This is a genomic window from Streptomyces sp. NPDC111802, assembly GCF_055634335.1.
The window spans coordinates 73,575-89,034 of record NZ_JBVKCZ010000027.1; the positions used below are offsets into that span (position 1 = coordinate 73,575).

The 15,460-nt window shown below is 71.2% G+C and carries 14 protein-coding genes; 7 read left to right on the forward strand and 7 right to left on the reverse strand.

The window, feature by feature from the left end:
- Positions 1 to 4: 4 nt before the first annotated feature.
- Positions 5 to 385 (reverse strand): hypothetical protein, encoded by a 381-nt coding sequence (locus ACZ7NC_RS27795; protein WP_471492199.1) that lies wholly within the window; start codon positions 383 to 385, stop codon positions 5 to 7.
- A 152-nt stretch (positions 386 to 537) separates the two neighbouring features.
- Between ACZ7NC_RS27795 and ACZ7NC_RS27800 the strand changes: the two genes are divergently transcribed.
- A complete protein-coding gene (locus tag ACZ7NC_RS27800; protein ID WP_471492200.1) occupies positions 538 to 909 on the forward strand; it encodes a YchJ family protein in 372 nt (123 codons plus the stop codon).
- Between the two features lie 25 nt (positions 910 to 934).
- On the opposite strand, the gene ACZ7NC_RS27805 is transcribed toward ACZ7NC_RS27800, so the two are convergent.
- From ACZ7NC_RS27805 to ACZ7NC_RS27820, 4 genes are read right to left on the reverse strand one after another with little or no spacing between them, the layout of a single operon-like run.
- Complete coding sequence (locus ACZ7NC_RS27805; protein ID WP_471492201.1) at positions 935 to 2,179, reverse strand: MFS transporter; 1,245 nt, start codon at positions 2,177 to 2,179, stop codon at positions 935 to 937.
- The gene (locus ACZ7NC_RS27810) at positions 2,176 to 3,492 is read right to left on the reverse strand and encodes a GH1 family beta-glucosidase (protein WP_471492202.1); all 1,317 of its coding nucleotides are present in this window, start codon (positions 3,490 to 3,492) and stop codon (positions 2,176 to 2,178) included. The genes ACZ7NC_RS27805 and ACZ7NC_RS27810 overlap by 4 nt, the downstream gene beginning before the upstream one ends.
- A 46-nt stretch (positions 3,493 to 3,538) precedes the next feature.
- Positions 3,539 to 3,805, reverse strand: a complete 267-nt coding sequence (locus ACZ7NC_RS27815; RefSeq protein WP_471492203.1) for a protealysin inhibitor emfourin — start codon at positions 3,803 to 3,805, stop codon at positions 3,539 to 3,541.
- Positions 3,806 to 3,826: 21 nt separating this feature from the next.
- Positions 3,827 to 4,897, reverse strand: a complete 1,071-nt coding sequence (locus ACZ7NC_RS27820; RefSeq protein WP_471492204.1) for a M4 family metallopeptidase — start codon at positions 4,895 to 4,897, stop codon at positions 3,827 to 3,829.
- Between the two features lie 319 nt (positions 4,898 to 5,216).
- On the opposite strand from ACZ7NC_RS27820, the gene leuA reads away from it, so the two are divergent.
- The 6 genes from leuA (at position 5,217) to ACZ7NC_RS27850 (ending at position 13,344) form a co-directional block, all read left to right on the forward strand.
- On the forward strand, positions 5,217 to 6,938 hold the full coding sequence (leuA, locus tag ACZ7NC_RS27825; protein WP_471492205.1) for a 2-isopropylmalate synthase: 1,722 nt from the start codon (positions 5,217 to 5,219) through the stop codon (positions 6,936 to 6,938).
- A 291-nt stretch (positions 6,939 to 7,229) separates the two neighbouring features.
- Positions 7,230 to 7,928 carry a TerB family tellurite resistance protein gene (locus ACZ7NC_RS27830; RefSeq protein ID WP_471492206.1) on the forward strand — a complete coding sequence of 233 codons (699 nt, stop codon included), beginning with the start codon at positions 7,230 to 7,232 and terminating at the stop codon, positions 7,926 to 7,928.
- 151 nt (positions 7,929 to 8,079) lie between these two features.
- Entirely contained in the window at positions 8,080 to 10,167 is a 2,088-nt protein-coding gene (locus ACZ7NC_RS27835; RefSeq protein ID WP_471492207.1) for an MMPL family transporter, read from the forward strand.
- A 55-nt stretch (positions 10,168 to 10,222) separates the two neighbouring features.
- A complete protein-coding gene (locus ACZ7NC_RS27840) occupies positions 10,223 to 11,458 on the forward strand; it encodes a sensor histidine kinase (protein ID WP_471492208.1) in 1,236 nt (411 codons plus the stop codon).
- Positions 11,455 to 12,114 carry a response regulator gene (locus ACZ7NC_RS27845; protein WP_471492209.1) on the forward strand — a complete coding sequence of 220 codons (660 nt, stop codon included), beginning with the start codon at positions 11,455 to 11,457 and terminating at the stop codon, positions 12,112 to 12,114. The genes ACZ7NC_RS27840 and ACZ7NC_RS27845 overlap by 4 nt, the downstream gene beginning before the upstream one ends.
- Positions 12,115 to 12,153: 39 nt before the next feature.
- Positions 12,154 to 13,344, forward strand: coding sequence for a sialidase family protein (locus ACZ7NC_RS27850; protein WP_471492210.1), 1,191 nt, complete (start codon positions 12,154 to 12,156; stop codon positions 13,342 to 13,344).
- 147 nt (positions 13,345 to 13,491) lie between these two features.
- Here the strand turns inward: ACZ7NC_RS27850 and ACZ7NC_RS27855 are convergent, their stop codons facing one another.
- Positions 13,492 to 14,427 (reverse strand): dihydrodipicolinate synthase family protein, encoded by a 936-nt coding sequence (locus ACZ7NC_RS27855; RefSeq protein ID WP_471492262.1) that lies wholly within the window; start codon positions 14,425 to 14,427, stop codon positions 13,492 to 13,494.
- Entirely contained in the window at positions 14,427 to 15,446 is a 1,020-nt protein-coding gene (locus ACZ7NC_RS27860) for an oligopeptide/dipeptide ABC transporter ATP-binding protein (protein ID WP_471492263.1), read from the reverse strand. Before ACZ7NC_RS27860 ends, ACZ7NC_RS27855 begins: the two co-directional genes overlap by 1 nt.
- Positions 15,447 to 15,460: the final 14 nt, after the last annotated feature.

Sequence of the window (15,460 nt, forward strand, 5' to 3'; positions counted from 1 at the left end):
GCGGCTAGATCGAGCAGCCGTCCGGGCCGGGCACGCCGTCGATCCAGTTGCTGCTGTTCTCGATGTAGTAGCCGGACATGATCCCGTACTTGTCCCAGCCTCGCGGCGAGACCATCACCCAGTACGGGTTGCCGCCGACCGTCTGGCCCGGGATCTGGCAGTACACCAGCACCTCGTCCCAGGAGTTGATCTGGCCGATCGTGGGGCAGTTCGAGGTGCTCGGCGATTCGAAGCAGTTGCCCTCGTTGATGTCGCGGACGTTGACGCCGTCGGCCCACACGCCGTACCAGCCGCGGCCGTGCCCCTCGGCTGAGGCGCTCTGAGCGGTGGTGACCACGAGGGCGAGTGCTCCGGCGGCGGCGAGTGCCGCGGTCCTCCTGCGCATGGCGTTCCTTCCGATGGCATGGCATGGCGTGGCGGGTCGGCTCGCACTCTAGGCACGCCCGAGAGGCCGCGGTCCCTGACATCCGTCAGGGACCGCGGCCTTGAATCAGGCGCGATGATCGGCGGGCGAGGCGACCTAGCACAATGGCCGCCATGACCACGCTTTCCTGCCCGTGCGGGCAGTCCGAGCCCTACGACAAGTGCTGCGGTCGGTACCACTCGGGTACCGCCGCCCCCACCGCGGAGGCGCTCATGCGTTCGCGTTACAGCGCCTTCGTCAAGGGCGATGTGGCGTATCTGCTGCGGACCTGGCATCCGCGGACGCGGCCCGAGCGGCTGGAACTCGATCCGCGGATGCGGTGGACGGGGCTGGAGATCCTGGACACGACGGACGGGTCGGCGTTCCATGCCATCGGGACCGTGACCTTCCGCGCCTCCTACCGGGGCGGCTCGCTGCATGAGCGGAGCCGGTTCGAGCGGGTCGACGGGGCCTGGGTGTATGTGGACGGGGAGTTCCTGGACTGACCGGACCGCCGCCGGCAGCCGCCCTCTAGTCCACACCCTTGATCCGCCCCACCAGCACCGCCCCGGCCAGCCCCACGCCCGCCGCCACCAGATACAGCACCCGGTATCCGCCCAGGTAGGTGACGATCGGCGCGGCCAGGGCGGGGGCCGCGACCTGGGGCAGGGCGTTGGCCACGTTGATGACGCCCAGGTCCTTGCCCCGGTCGAGGGCCTTCGGCAGGACGTCCGTCATCAGGGCGAAGTCGACCGACATGAACACCCCCAGGGCCACGCCCAGCAGGGCCGCCACCACGATCGCGCCCGGCCAGGTCTGCCAGGCGGCGAGCAGCGCGGTGGCCGCCGCCATCAGCACCCCGGACCACCTCACGAAGGGCTTGCGGCGGCCCACGCGGTCCGACCACACGCCCCCCACCACGACCGTGGCCAGCAGGGCCACGCTGTCCACCGCGGTCAGGATCAGCACACCCTGCTCGGGGTCGTATTGGTGGAGGCGGTCCCGCAGGTAGTACAGGAGGTAGAGGATCACCAGCGCGTTGCTGAGGTTGATCAGGAAGCGGGTCAGCCAGGCCCAGCCGAAGTCCGGGTAGCGGCGCGGGCTCAGCCAGAAGCCGCGTGCGAAGGAACGCCGGTCCCACGCCGGCCGGTCCGCGACCCCCAGCCTGAGATCCCGGTACCGGAGTACGTACGGCACCACCCCCGCCAGCGCGAACACCGCGCACGCCGCATACCCCGCCGCGATCCCGCCCGCCGCCGTCGCAAGCCCCGTACCGGCGACCGCCCCGAGGATCTGCGCCGCCCCCAACCAGCCGCCCACCGCGCCCCGTTGGAGCCGTGGCACCCGGTCCGGCACCGCCGCCGTCACCGCCGCGAAGGCCGCGTTCAGGGTCAGCTGGACCAGGCACCAGCCGACCGCCATCGTCCACAGCCCGTCCGCCCCGGCGAGCAGCAGCAGCGACAGCGCGCCGCCCGCCGCGCCGACCACGATCCACGGCGTACGGCGGCCCCAGCGGGCCGTGGTGCGGTCGGACAGCGCGCCGAAGAACGGGTTCGCCACCAGCGACACGACCGCGCCCACGCCCGTCACCCAGGCCAGCAGGGCCTCCTTCGACATCCCGGTGCCGGGCGCGAAGTCCTCCGACTGCTGGGCCAGCAGGATCTGCAGCGGGCCGTACCAGCCCACCCAGATCGCCACGTTGGCCAGCGAGAGCGCCGCGGTCCAGCCCCGGCCGACCCGTTCCGTGGGCTCGGCCAAGGCGGCGTCGAACGTCATCCCTGTGCCCGGAGCACGTCCCGCAGCCAGCCGTACGACGCCTTGGGCGTCCGCTTCTGGGTCTCGTAGTCCACGTGGACCAGTCCGAACCGGCGCGCGTACCCCTCGGCCCACTCGAAGTTGTCGAGCAGCGACCAGACGAAGTACCCGCGGACGTCCACGCCCGCCTCCACCGCCCGGTGCAGGGCGCGCAGGTGGCCGTCCAGGTAGACGATCCGCTCCTGGTCGTCGACGCCCTCGTACGAGCAGCCGTTCTCGGTGATGACGACGGGCGGCAGCCGGTCGCCGTAGCGCTCACGGAAGCCGATGAGCAGCTCCGTCAGGCCCTCGGGGACCACCGGCCAGCCGAAGTCCGTGGTCGGTACGCCCTCGATCTCCCGCACCGAGAAGGGGAGTTCGGCCGGCATGCGCACTCCTCCGAACTCGATCTCGGTGCCCTGCGGGGCGCCCACGCGGGTCGGCGCGTAGTAGTTGATGCCGTAGAAGTCGAGGGGTTCCGAGATGGTCTTCAGGTCCGCCTCGACATCGCCCGGCATCAACTCTCCGATGCCCTCCGGATACCGGCCCAGCAGCAGGGGGTCGGCGAACAGGCGGTTGAGGAGTACGTCGTAGAAGTCGGCCGCCTCGATGTCCGCCTGCTCCGGCGAGGCCGACCAGGTCGGCCCGTGCGAGTTGGCGATCCCGATGTCGGTCGCGCCGGCCGCGCGCAGGGCCCGTACGGCGAGCCCGTGGGCCAGCAACTGGTGGTGGGCGACCGGGAGGGCGTCGAAGAGGAGCTGCCTGCCGGGTGCGTGGGTGCCCAGGGCATGGCCCAGCAGGGTGTGCTCGGCGGGTTCGTTGAGGGTGATCCACTTCCGGACGCGGTCGCCGAGACGCTCGGCGACCACGGACACGTACTCGGCGAAACGGGCGGCCGTGTCCCGGTCGAGCCAGTCCAGCGTGACCGGAAGATCCCAGTGGAAGAGCGTCGGCACCGGCCGTACGCCCGCCGCGCACAGCTCGTCCACCAGCCGGTCGTAGAAGTCGAGGCCCTTCGGGGAGTTGACCCGCGGCCATGAGATCGAGAAGCGGTACGCGCCCACGCCCAGGCCGGCCAGCAGCGCCACGTCATCGCGGTAGCGGTGGTAGTGGTCGCAGGCCACCTCGGCCGTGGAGCCGTCCTTCACCCGTCCGGGCTCGGCCGTGAAGGCGTCCCACACGGACCGCTCGCGCTCATTCACCGCCCCCTCGATCTGGTGGGCCGAGGTCGAGACGCCCCACAGGAAGCCGGCCGGGAACCGGGGTATCGGATCAGTCGCCATGCGCCGGATCATCCGTACCGCGGGTAACGGAAGTCAACGCCCCCGCGAAAACTGCCCGTTACGCTCCCTCCTTCAGCACCCTGGAGATCAGCTTGCGCTGCTCCTCGGTGAGCCGGGGGTCCGAGCAGTACACCGTCTTGCCGTCCACGGTGATCTGGTAGCTGAAGCCGTCCGGAACCCCGATCGGGGGCGTGCCCCGGCCGGACGCGACCGCGCTCTCGGCCAGGGCCTGCCACTCCTGGGCGTCGGACCGCCCCGAGGTGTCCACCTCGGCGTGCCGCTCGATGCCCGCGAATCCGCCCGTGCGCCGTACCTGAATACGCATGGGTCCCTGTCTAGTACGGACTTAGAGGATCCGCACCCCGACCTGCTCCCACGCCTTCTGCACGGCCTGGAGCTCCTCGCCGCCGTCGCCGAAGCGCTCGCGGGCGGCCTTGACGGTCAGCCCCGCGAAGTCGGTGAACATGGCCCGGTCCGACAGCTCGCCGCCGGTCAGGACGTCGTACCAGATCTGGCCCGCCTTCTCCCAGGCGTGGCCGCCGAGGGCGGTGGCGGCCAGGTAGAAGGCGTGGTTGGGGATGCCGGAGTTGATGTGGACGCCGCCGTTGTCGCGGCCGGTGCGGACGTAGTCGTCCATGGTCGCGGGCTGCGGGTCCTTGCCGAGCACGTCGTCGTCGTACGCGCTGCCCGGCTCCTTCATGGAGCGCAGGGCCTTGCCGGAGACGCTCGGCGCGAGCAGGCCGGCGCCGATCAGCCAGTCGGCCTCGGCGGCGGTCTGGCCGAGCGTGTACTGCTTGATGAGGGCGCCGAAGACGTCCGACATGGACTCGTTCAGGGCGCCGGGCTGGCCGTAGTACGTGAGGTTGGCCGTGTACTGGGTGACGCCGTGGGTGAGCTCGTGGCCGATCACGTCGATCGGGATGGTGAAGTCGAGGAAGATCTCCCCGTCCCCGTCGCCGAACACCATCTGCTCGCCGTTCCAGAAGGCGTTGTTGTAGTTCTCGTCGTAGTGGACGGTGGCGTCGAGCGGCAGGCCGTCGCCGTCGATGGAGTGGCGGGCGTAGGCCTTGAGGAACAGGTCGAAGGTGGCGCCGAGCCCGGAGTAGGCGCGGTTGACCGTGGCGTCCTGGCCGGGGTCGGCGCCCTCGGCGCGGACCTTGGTGCCGGGCAGGGCGGTGCCGTGCTCGGCGTCGTAGATGGTGCGCAGCGGCTGGTCCGACGGTGCCTTCGCCTGCGGCGCTTGGGCGAGGGCGAACTCGGTGGTCACCCGGCGGCGGCCGCGCAGCTCGCTGTCGCGCATCAGGGTCCGGCGAGCCGGACCGGAGAGTGCGGGGTCGTCGTTCCGGGCCAGCTTGTCGAGGACATGCGGCGGTACGACGGTGCAGAAGACGGGCTCGAAGCCCCCGTTGGTGGTCATGTGCGGCACCATTGCACTGCGTTAGGTGCCTGTCACTAGTCGCAACCATGATTGGTGAAATATGCGGATTGCAGGCCGCACGCTCCGTTACGAAGTGGTATAGCGCACGTTTTGCCCTATTCGTTCCGCGAGTCCCGCATACTGATACGGCGCCCCGCATCCGGAGGGGCTCGGCTAGCATGCTTCGCATCATGCGTTTCGGGCTGCTTCTTCTTAGCTGCCGCGGCGAGGGCCTGTAGTCCAGGTCGACTCCCTCCCCGCGGAGCTTCGCGTTGCGTCGTCGGCCGTCCTTCCGGACATCCTGAGGAGCCCCGCAGACATGGCGAACCGCCAGCAGCCCAGCACCATGCCGATCCACAAGTACGGCCGCTACGAGCAGGTCGACATCCCCGACCGGACCTGGCCGGACCAGCGTGTCACCACCGCTCCCCGCTGGCTCTCCACCGACCTGCGCGACGGCAACCAAGCCCTGATCGACCCGATGTCGCCCGAGCGCAAGCGCCGGATGTTCGACCAGCTGGTCAAGATGGGCTACAAGGAGATCGAGGTCGGCTTCCCGGCGTCGGGTCAGACCGACTTCGACTTCGTACGGTCGATCGTCGAGGAGCCCGGGGCCATCCCCGACGACGTGACGATCTCCGTACTGACCCAGGCCCGCGAGGACCTGATCGAGCGCACGGTGGAGTCCCTGAAGGGCGCCAAGCGGGCGACCGTCCACCTGTACAACGCCACCGCGCCTGTCTTCCGCCGTGTCGTCTTCCGTGGCTCCAAGGACGACATCAAGCAGATCGCCGTGGACGGCACCCGCCTGGTGGTGGAGTACGCCGAGAAGCTGCTGGGCCCGGAGACCGAGTTCGGCTACCAGTACAGCCCGGAGATCTTCACCGACACCGAGCTGGACTTCGCGCTGGAGGTCTGCGAGGCGGTCATGGACGTCTGGCAGCCCGGTCCGGGGCGCGAGATCATCCTCAACCTGCCTGCCACGGTGGAGCGTTCGACGCCGGCGACGCACGCGGACCGCTTCGAGTGGATGGGCCGCAACCTGTCCCGCCGTGAGCACGTCTGCCTGTCGGTCCACCCGCACAACGACCGCGGTACGGCCGTGGCCGCCGCCGAGCTGGCCCTGATGGCCGGCGCCGACCGCATCGAGGGCTGTCTGTTCGGGCAGGGCGAGCGCACCGGCAACGTCGACCTGGTCACCCTGGGCATGAACCTGTTCTCGCAGGGCGTCGACCCGCAGATCGACTTCTCCGACATCGACGAGATCCGTCGTACGTGGGAGTACTGCAACCAGATGGAGGTCCACCCGCGCCACCCGTACGTGGGCGACCTGGTCTACACGTCCTTCTCCGGCTCCCACCAGGACGCCATCAAGAAGGGCTTCGACGCGATGGAGGCCGACGCGGCGGCGAAGGGCGTCACGGTCGACGACATCGAGTGGGCCGTGCCCTACCTGCCGATCGACCCGAAGGACGTCGGCCGCTCCTACGAGGCCGTCATCCGCGTCAACTCGCAGTCCGGCAAGGGCGGTATCGCGTACGTCCTGAAGAACGACCACAAGCTGGACCTGCCCCGCCGGATGCAGATCGAGTTCTCCAAGATCATCCAGGCGAAGACGGACGCCGAGGGCGGCGAGGTCACGGGCGGCGACATCTGGGCGGTGTTCCAGGACGAGTACCTGCCGAACCCCGAGAACCCGTGGGGTCGGATCCAGGTCAAGAACGGCCAGTCGACGACGGACACCGACGGCGTGGACACGCTGAACGTCGAGGCCACCGTCGACGGCGTCGACACCGTCCTGGCCGGTACCGGCAACGGGCCGATCTCGGCCTTCTTCGACGCCCTGGCGAAGATCGACATCGACGCCCGGCTGCTGGACTACCAGGAGCACACGATGAGCGAGGGTGCCTCCGCGCAGGCCGCCTCCTACATCGAATGCGCGATCGACGGCAAGGTCCTCTGGGGGATCGGCATCGACGCCAACACCACACGCGCCTCCCTGAAGGCGGTCGTCTCCGCCGTCAACCGAGCGGCTCGCTGACGGTTCGCTCCGCGGGTGCGCGCGACCACGGAAGTGCCGCGAAGGGCGGCCGGCCGGGTGCGGCGCCGTCGTGGTCGGTCGCGCAGTTCCCCGCGCCCGTTGAGGGCGTCGCCGAGCCGGCGGTTTCGATGCCCCGTTCACCGATTCGGGTGGGCGGGGTCGTCGGTTTCCGGCCATTGGTCTGTGCAGGTCACGGAAAGGTCTCGTCCGGGGTACTGACTCCACGTCCGTGATGTGGCTAACATCACGCAAGCGCGGCGACGTTGCCGCGAGGTTTCGCGGAGGTGCGACGTGCTGCCAGGACGGGGACGAAACGGCCGTGCCGTCAGGGTTGCGCGCATCCTGGGCACCCGCACCGCATGGTCGGCCGTCGGCGACGGGGAGTTCTTCTGCCCCGGCTGCGGAGGCGACCGCAACTACCAGCGGCTGACCGGACACCGGCGCTTCACCTTCCTCGGGGTGCCCGTGCTGCCGCGCGGCGAGAGCGCGCCCGTGGTGGAGTGCGCGGCCTGCCGCCGCCATTTCGGCACCGACGTCCTCGACCACCCGACCACCACCCGCTTCTCGGCGATGCTCCGCGACGCCGTCCACACCGTCGCCCTCGCGGTCCTGGCGGCGGGCGGCACCTGCGCGCGCCCGTCCCTGGAGACCGCCGCGGCCATCGTGCGCGCGGCCGGCTTCGACGACTGCACCGAGGACCAGCTGAACGCACTGGTCGAGGCGCTGGCCGCCGACACCGGCCGGGTCTTCTCCGAGCCCTGCGGCGCCGGCCTCGCCATAGAGCTCCACGAGGCCCTGGACCCCCTCGCCCCGCACCTCGCCCCCGCCGGCCGCGAATCGATCCTCCTCCAGGGAGCCCGGATCGCCCTGGCCGACGGCCCGTACACCCCGGCCGAGCGGGACGTCCTGGCGACGGTCGGCGCCGCGCTCACCATCTGCGGCGAGGATGTGACCCGGCTGCTGGCGGCGGCGGCCAGGACTCCGTCGTAGCACGGCCGCCGTTACTCCCCAGGGAGTACGACCGCCCGTGTGCCACCCCCGGCAGTAGCCCGCAACTCGCCCTCCCGCCCGACGATTCGCCACCTCCACGCCGGAAGTCTGGAAGCGACCCAGACACCCGACCCGGAGGGGGGCCCGAATCATGGGGGCCGCAAGGACAAGTACTCGGCGACGGCGGGCCGTGCCCTGGCTGGTGCTCGGGCTGTGGATCGCCGTACTGACGATCGCGTCGCCGTTCGCGTCGAAGTTGGGGGACGTCCAGCGGGACCGGGCCGTCGACTATCTGCCGGCCAGTGCCGACTCCACGCGGGTGGCCAGGATCCAGGACCGGCTGCCCGGTGGTGAGGCCACCGAGATGGTCGTCGTATACCACCGGGACAGTGGGCTGACCTCCGGTGACAAGGCGACCGCCGCCGAGCAGATCGAGCGGATCGCGGGCGCGCACAAGCTCACCGGTGAACCGGAGGGGATCCCGTCCCGCGACGGGACCACGCTGATGTACCCGATCGCGAGCACCGAGCCGGGGACCGACGAGAAGGCACGCGACCGGCTCGTCAATGAGGTCCGGGACGTCGCCCGGGGCGAGGACGGGCTGAGCGTCGACGTCGGCGGGGCGGGCGCGCTCGCCACCGATGCCGCCGAGGTCTACAACTCGCTCGACGGACCGCTGCTGTACACCACCGCCGCGGTCGTCGCGCTGCTGCTGATCCTCATCTACCGCAGCCCGTTCCTGTGGCTGGTCCCGCTCGCCGTCGCCGGCATGGCCGACTATCTGTCGATGGGCGTCGCCTACGGGCTCAACCAGTGGTTCGGGACGTCGGTTTCCGGCCAGAGCTCCGGGATCATGACCATCCTCGTGTTCGGAGCGGGCACCGACTACGCCCTGCTGCTCGTCTCCCGGTACCGGGAGGAGCTACGGCGCATCGAGCGGCCGTACGACGCCATGGTCGCCGCGCTCAAGGGCTGCGGGCCCGCCGTGCTCGCCTCCTCCGGCACCGTCGCCGCCGGACTGCTGTGCCTGCTCGCCGCCGACCTCAATTCCAGCCGGGGCATGGGCCCGCTCGGCACCGTCGGCGTGCTGTGCGCGCTGTTCGCCATGCTGACGCTGCTGCCCGCGATCCTCGTGCTGCTCGGCCGGCGCGTGTTCTGGCCGCTCGTGCCGCGCCACGGCAGCACTCCCAAGGCCCGCCGGTCCCTGTTCACCGCGATGGGCGGCTCCGCCGGACGCCGGCCCCTCACCGTCCTCGCCGGCGGCGCGGTCCTGCTCGGCGCGCTCGCGCTCGGCACCCTCAACCTGCCCGGCAACCTCAAGCAGGAGGACTCCTTCACCTCCAGGCCCGACGCGGTCGCCGCGATGGAGACGCTGGCCAAGGCCTACCCCGAGCGCGGCACCCAGCCCATCAGCGTCATCACACCGGAGGGTCGCGCCGAGGCGACTCTCGCGTCGATCCGCGGCACCCGGGGCGTCGACAGCGCGCAGGAAGGCCGTACCGGAGACGGCTGGACCGAGATCTCCGTCCTTGCCACCGCGCCGCCCCAGTCCGCCGGGGAGACCGCGACCATCGAGGCGCTGCGCGACCGGCTCGACGGCTCCTACGTCGGCGGGCCCAGCGCCCAGCAGCTCGACCTGAAGGACACCAACGCCCGCGACCGGCTGGTCGTCGTGCCGATCGTGCTGCTGTCCGTGCTGCTGATCCTCGTCGCCCTGCTGCGCTCGTTCGTCGCGCCGCTGATCCTGGTGGCGGCCGTGGTCGCGGTGTGGGGCGCGGCGCTCGGCATCGGCGGACTCGTCTTCGGGCCGCTCTTCGGCTTCGACGGCACCGATCCCGGGCTCGGGCTGCTGTCCTTCGTGTTCCTGGTGGCCCTCGGCGTCGACTACGGCATCTTCCTGATGCACCGGATGCGCGAGGAGGGCCTGAACGGCGCCGAACCGGCGTCCGCCGCGCTCACCGCGCTGCGCACGACGGGCGGTGTCATCGCCTCCGCCGGGCTGGTGCTCGCCGCCACCTTCGCGGTGCTCACCAACATGCCGATGGTGCAGCTCGTCGAACTGGGATTCGTGATCGCGGTCGGCGTACTGCTCGACACGTTCCTCGTCCGCACCTACCTGGTCACCAGCGCGAGCGTGGCGCTCGGGCGGCGGGTGTGGTGGCCGGGCCGGCTCTCCCGGCTGCCCGAACCGCCCGTGCCGCCGAAGGAACCGGAGCGCGTGGCCGTCTCCGCCCACTGACCCGGCCGGCGCCCCTCCCTCCCGGAGGGGCGCCCCGTTCACGGAAGATGAGCTCGTGCAGCAAACCACGACAGCGGCGCGTCCCCGCCTCGGCGAGCGGATCATGGCGGCGATCAACCGCGACCCCCGCACCGCCCCGCACGGCACCCGCAACGACGTGCTGCTCGCGGTGGCGGCAGCCGCTGTGGCCGTATGCCTGGCGCTGTTCACCGACGAGGGCCGCCGGCCCGACGCCCTCGGCTGGACGCTGCTGCTCGGCGCCCATGTGCCGCTGGTGTGGCGGCGGCGCAGGCCGCTGCTCGTGCTCGCCGCGGTGGTGGCGCTCGTCATCCCCTACCACGCCCTCGACAACAACCACGGCGCGCCCGTCCCTGCCTCGCTCATCGCGCTGTACGCGGTCACCGTCAGCCAGGGCCCCGTCCGCACGCTCCTGGTCGGCGCCGCGGGCCTCGGTGTCTCCCTGACCGTGATGCTCACCTTCGGCGAGGACAAGCGGGCCGCCGACCTGGTGCGCATCTACGGCTGGGTCATCGCCGTCCTCCTCCTCGGCATCGTCGTCCGCTACCACCGCCAGTACGTCGCCGCCATCGTCGAGCGTGCCGAACGCGCCGAACGCACCCGCGAGGAGGAGGCCCGCCGCCGCGTCGCCGAGGAGCGTCTGCGCATCGCCCGCGACCTGCACGACCTGCTGGCCCACAGCATCACCCTGATCGGCGTGCAGACGTCGGTGGCCGCGCATGTGCTGACCGCGGACCCGGAGCGGCTGGACCGCGAGACGATCGCGAAGGCGCTGGACGACATCGCCGAGACCTGCCGCGCGGCACGCGGTGAAGTGCGCGGCACGCTGGACGTACTGCGCGCACCGGGCGTCGCGGGCGAGACCCGCGGCCCGCTCCCCGGGCTCGACGGAGTGCCGGACCTGGTGGAGGCGGCACGGCTCGCGGGGGCGCGGGTCGAGTCGGCGGTACGGGTGCGTCAGGCGCCGCCCGCGGTGGGGGCCGCCGCGTACCGGATCGTGCAGGAGGCGCTGACGAACGCGGTCCGGCACGCGGGGCCCGAACCGGCCGTGCGCATCGAGCTGTACGAGGAGCGGGGCGCCCTGCATCTGTCGGTCACCGACGACGGCCCCTGCCCGGCCACGGTGCCGCCGAGCCCCGGCTACGGCCTCGTCGGCATGCGCGAGCGGGCCCGCAGCGTGGGTGGCACACTCGACGCCGGACCGGGCGACGAGGGGGGTTTCGAGGTGAGAGCGGTGCTGCCGGTCGGGACCGGCCCGGAGGGAGACCGATGATCCGCGTCCTGCTCGCGGACGACCAGACGCTCGTCCGGGAGGCGTTCGCCATGCTGGTCGAGTCGGCCCCGGACATGGCGGTCGTCGGCCAGGCGGCCACCGGCCGTCAGGCCGCCGAGCTGGCCCGCAGCACCCGTGCCGACCTCGTCGTGATGGACATCCGCATGCCCGATCTCGACGGCATCGAGGCGACCCGGCTGATCGCGGCAGACGAGGACCTGGCCGGGGTGCGGGTGCTGGTCCTCACCACCTACGACACCGACGAGAACATCGTGGACGCGCTGCGGGCCGGCGCCTCCGGGTTCCTGGTGAAGGACACCCGCCCGGCGGAACTCCTCGACGCGATCCGTACGGTCGCGGCGGGCGAGTCGCTGCTGTCCCCGGGGCCGACCGCACGGCTGATCGAGCGGTTCCTGCGCAGCCCCTCCGCGCCCACGGTGGGCGGGCCCGAATGTCTGTCCGAACGTGAACGCGAAGTGCTGACGCTGGTCGCACGCGGGCTCAACAACACGCAAATCGCGGAGGCGTTGGGACTGAGTCCGCTGACGGCGAAGACACACGTCAGCCGCATCATGGGGAAACTGGGGGCGCGGGACCGGGCGCAGTTGGTCATCGTGGCGTATGAGTCAGGGATGGTGACTCCGGGGAGCCTGTGACGGACAGGTCTATGTCTGACCCTCCGTCAAAGGAGCTCGATGACCATCCTGAGCCGCACACTCCTGGCCACCGCAGTACTCCTGACCACACCGCTCATCTCCGCGGGTCATGCCTCGGCGGGCACGGCCTGCACCACCTCCGTCCCGTATGTCTCGGGCGAGGACGGCTACGACACGTACCGCATCCCGGCGACGGTCACGACGGCGCGGGGCACGGTGCTGGCCTTCGCCGAGGGCCGGCACGACGGGTCGGGTGACACCGGCGACATCGATGTCGTCCTCAGACGGTCCGTCGACGGCGGCTGCACCTGGGGGCCGCTGAGCGTGGTCACCGCCGGGGAGGGGGACACACGGGGCAATCCGGCGCCGGTGGTGGATCCGCTCACCGGCGCGGTCGTGCTGGTCACCTCCTACAACAGCGGGGATGTGACGGAGGCGCAGATCATGCGGGGCGAGGCGACGGCGGAGCAGAGCCGCCGGGTGTTCGTCCAGCGCAGCGGTGACGACGGCCGTACGTTCACGGCTCCGCGCGACATCACGGCCGCGGTGAAGCCGACGAACTGGCGGTGGTACGCGACGGGGCCCGGGCACGCGATCGCGCTCCGGCACGGCAGGCACGCGGGACGGCTGGTCGTCCCGTCGAACCACTCGATCGCCCCGGCGGCGGGTTCCTCCGACACGGGTCAGGAGGGGAAGTACTACGGCGCCCACGCCATCTACAGCGACGACGGTGGGCGCACGTGGCAGACCGGTTTCGTGGACGACACGTACGACGGCTACAGCAACGCCAACGAGTCCACCGCCGCGGAACTTCCCGACGGCAGGGTGTACTTCAACTCGCGGGACCAGCTGGGCACGAGCTCGGGCAATCGCCTCGACAGCGTCTCCAGTGACGGCGCGGCGACCCTGGACCGCCCCTACACCGTCCAGCCGTCCCTGAACGACGTCCCCGTGGTGGAGGGAAGCGTCCTTCAACTCCCGGGCGGCAAAGCTCCGTTGCTGTTCTCCGGCCCCTCCGTCCCCACCGCGCGTCAGTCGATGGCGGTATGGCGCAGCACGGACGGCGGGGCGACCTTCACGAAGGCGCTGACGCTGTCTCAGCGGCGGGCGGCGTACTCGGATCTGGTGCGGCTCGATGGGCAGACGGTCGGGATCCTGTACGAGACGGGGGAGTCGGGGACGTACGAGACGATCGAGTTCCGCCGCCTGCCGGTGACCGACCTGACCTAGCGGCCACCGGGTTTTCTCGCCCCCGCCGCCCCTACCCATTCCCGTCCCCTGGGGGCTGCGCCCCCAGACCCCCGCTTCGGCCCTGAACGGGCCTCGTCCTCAAACGCCGGACGGGCTGAAAAAATCGGCGGGGGCGAGAAAAGTCGGCTACATCAAGCCCGCGCCGGCCAGGAACTTCCCCACCCGTTCCACCTCCTCCGACGACAACGGCACCTGCGGCTCCGCCGTCGCCGGACAGTCGATGACCCCCCGCAGATACAGCGCCGCCTTGAACGCCCCCAGCGCCGACGAACTGCCCCCCATCCGCCCGGGATCCCCGACCGTCACCATGCCGAACAGCGCGCACAGGCGTTCCTGTTCGGCGCGCGCCGACTCCAGGTCGCCGGAACGGTGCAGACGGTCGAGGCGGACGTACCCCGCGGGGTCGACGTTGGCGAGCCCCGGCACCGCCCCGTCCGCGCCGACCGCGAGGGCCGCGTCGACGATGAGTTCCGACCCGGTCAGCACGCTGAAGCCCTTGAGGTCGGGCTGGTTGCGGACGCCCATGACGACCTCACGGAAACCGGCCAGATCGCCGCTGGAGTCCTTCAGGCCCGCCAGCGCGCCCTCCGCGGCCAGGTCGAGGACGACGTCGGCGGGGAGTTTGGTGTGGACGGCGGAGGGGAGGTCGTAGGCCACCACCGGGACCGGCGACGCGGTCGCGATCAGGCGGTAGTGGCGGGCGATCTCGGCGGGGTGGGTGCGGGCGTAGAAGGGGGCGGCCGCCACGACCGCGTCCGCCCCCGCCTCCGTGACCTCCCGCACATGGTCCAGAACCCTCGGTGTCGTCATGTCGATCACGCCGGCCAGGACCGGGAGCCGGCCGCCGACATGCTGAACGGCCGCCTCGACCACCACGCGCCGCTGCCGGTCCGTCAGATACGCCACCTCCGACGTCGAGCCCAGCACGAACAGGCCGTGCACCCCGCCCCCCATCAGATGGTCGATCAGTCTGCGCAGTGACGGTACGTCCACCTCGCGGCTCGGTGTCAGGGGCGTGCAGACGGGCGGGACGACACCGGTGAGCGGGGTGGGGATCATGATCAAGGCTCCCTGGAGAGGTGGCTCTGTCGTACGAGGTCGCGGGTGGCCTCGCCCTCCCCCACTGGATGGTGACACCTGTAACGGTGCTCGGGGCCCGACGCGGCCGAGAAGTCCGGCATCGCTTCCGCGCATACCCCGTCCGCCTTCCAGCACCTGGTCCTAAAGGGGCACCCGCTCGGCGGTCGCGTCGCCGACGGGACCGGGCCGACCAGCGGGATCGGTTCGATCGGGTCCAGCAGACCGGGGGTCGCGGAGAAGAGCGCGCGGGTGTACGGGTGCCGGGAGGCGTCGGTGACATCGGCCGCCGGGGCCTCCTCGACGATCCTGCCCAGGTACATCGTGATCACTCGGTCGCTCATCCGGCGTACCGTCTGGATGTCGTGGGAGACGAAGACCAGCGACAGCCCCAGCCTCTCCTTCAGGTCCAGGAGGAGGTTCAGGATCTGGGCCCGTACCGACACGTCCAGCGCGCTCGTCGGCTCGTCCGCCACCACCAGGTCGGGGTCCAGGGCCAGCGCGCGGGCGATGGCCACGCGCTGACGCTGACCGCCCGACAGCTGGCCGGGCAGGGCGTCGGTGAGGGCGCGGGGGAGACCCACCAGGGACATCAACTCCCGCACCCGGTCCTCGCGTTCGCGTTTGGTGCCGCGCTCGTGCACGTCCAGCGGGTCCCGCAGTATCTGGCGGACCGGCAGGCGGCGGTTCAGTGCCGTCGACGGGTCCTGGAAGATCATGCCCGTGCCGGCGCCCACCGCGGTCCTGCGCTCGCCCGGCGTCATGGTCCACAGGTCGCGCCCCCGGAAGGCCACGGTCCCCGAGGTCGGCCGCTGCACCCCCACCAGCACCTTCGCCAGCGTGGACTTGCCGCACCCCGACTCACCGACCACGCCCACCGTCTCGCCGGGCGCGATGGTGAGGTCGGCGCCGGTCAGGGCGTACACCCTGTCCCGAGTGAACAGCCCGCCGCTGCGCGCCTTGTGCACGACGTGCGCGTCGGACAGTTCCACCAGCGCGTTCACTTGGGCTTGCCTCG

Coding starts and splice junctions, on each gene's coding strand:
- ACZ7NC_RS27795 (WP_471492199.1), bottom strand. CDS start 385: ATGCGCAGGAGGACCGCGGCACTCGCCGCCGCCGGAGCACTCGCCCTC.
- ACZ7NC_RS27800 (WP_471492200.1), top strand. CDS start 538: ATGACCACGCTTTCCTGCCCGTGCGGGCAGTCCGAGCCCTACGACAAG.
- ACZ7NC_RS27805 (WP_471492201.1), bottom strand. CDS start 2,179: ATGACGTTCGACGCCGCCTTGGCCGAGCCCACGGAACGGGTCGGCCGG.
- ACZ7NC_RS27810 (WP_471492202.1), bottom strand. CDS start 3,492: ATGATCCGGCGCATGGCGACTGATCCGATACCCCGGTTCCCGGCCGGC.
- ACZ7NC_RS27815 (WP_471492203.1), bottom strand. CDS start 3,805: ATGCGTATTCAGGTACGGCGCACGGGCGGATTCGCGGGCATCGAGCGG.
- ACZ7NC_RS27820 (WP_471492204.1), bottom strand. CDS start 4,897: ATGACCACCAACGGGGGCTTCGAGCCCGTCTTCTGCACCGTCGTACCG.
- leuA (WP_471492205.1), top strand. CDS start 5,217: ATGGCGAACCGCCAGCAGCCCAGCACCATGCCGATCCACAAGTACGGC.
- ACZ7NC_RS27835 (WP_471492207.1), top strand. CDS start 8,080: ATGGGGGCCGCAAGGACAAGTACTCGGCGACGGCGGGCCGTGCCCTGG.
- ACZ7NC_RS27845 (WP_471492209.1), top strand. CDS start 11,455: ATGATCCGCGTCCTGCTCGCGGACGACCAGACGCTCGTCCGGGAGGCG.
- ACZ7NC_RS27850 (WP_471492210.1), top strand. CDS start 12,154: ATGACCATCCTGAGCCGCACACTCCTGGCCACCGCAGTACTCCTGACC.